The sequence below is a fragment of the Leptospira ilyithenensis genome, from assembly GCF_004771005.1.
GTDB lineage: Bacteria > Spirochaetota > Leptospiria > Leptospirales > Leptospiraceae > Leptospira_A > Leptospira_A ilyithenensis.
On the sequence record NZ_RQHV01000020.1, the window covers coordinates 1 to 547 of the forward strand.

Sequence of the window (547 nt, forward strand, 5' to 3'; positions counted from 1 at the left end):
TCTAGTTTAAAGCCGTTCGATTCCAGCCATTGTTTTCGAATATGAGCTGGTAGTTCCGCAGCTACTTTATCAGCCGCATTTTGTGCTTTTTTTACTGCCGCATTTGCATCGTCAACTAATTTCGCTTTATCTTTCATCAACGTATCTGAAGTAGCTTGATCTATTAAGCCAGCTTTGACTTGCTTTGCATAACCTTCCGCATAGTCTTGTAAACTTGCAATTGAATCATTCAGATTCTGAGTTGCTTTATTTAAAGTTTTCATCTCAGGAGTCTCGGATAGTTTCTTTTGAGCTTCTGATTGTATTTTTTTATACTCAGGACTATTCACATTTTTATATGTTTCTGACAACGTTCTTAAATTCGCCATTTGCTCACTCGTTGGTATCTTAACTTCGTATTTGATCTCTCCCTTAGTATACTCCGGACTTGTTGTGCGATCAACCAAAGGTGTATGTTCCTGACTTCTGATTTTCGCTTCCAGACTAGCTTTTGTTTTCTCTAAAGAAGCTATTTCTTTCTTAATGGCGTTCTTTTCCGCTGTTGTTA

Annotated in this window: 1 protein-coding gene; it reads right to left on the minus strand. The window is 37.5% G+C overall.

Features of this window, described 5'->3' with window-relative positions:
• On the minus strand, positions 1-547 hold a 547-nt coding region (locus EHS11_RS19745; RefSeq protein WP_167884328.1), incomplete at both ends, for a hypothetical protein.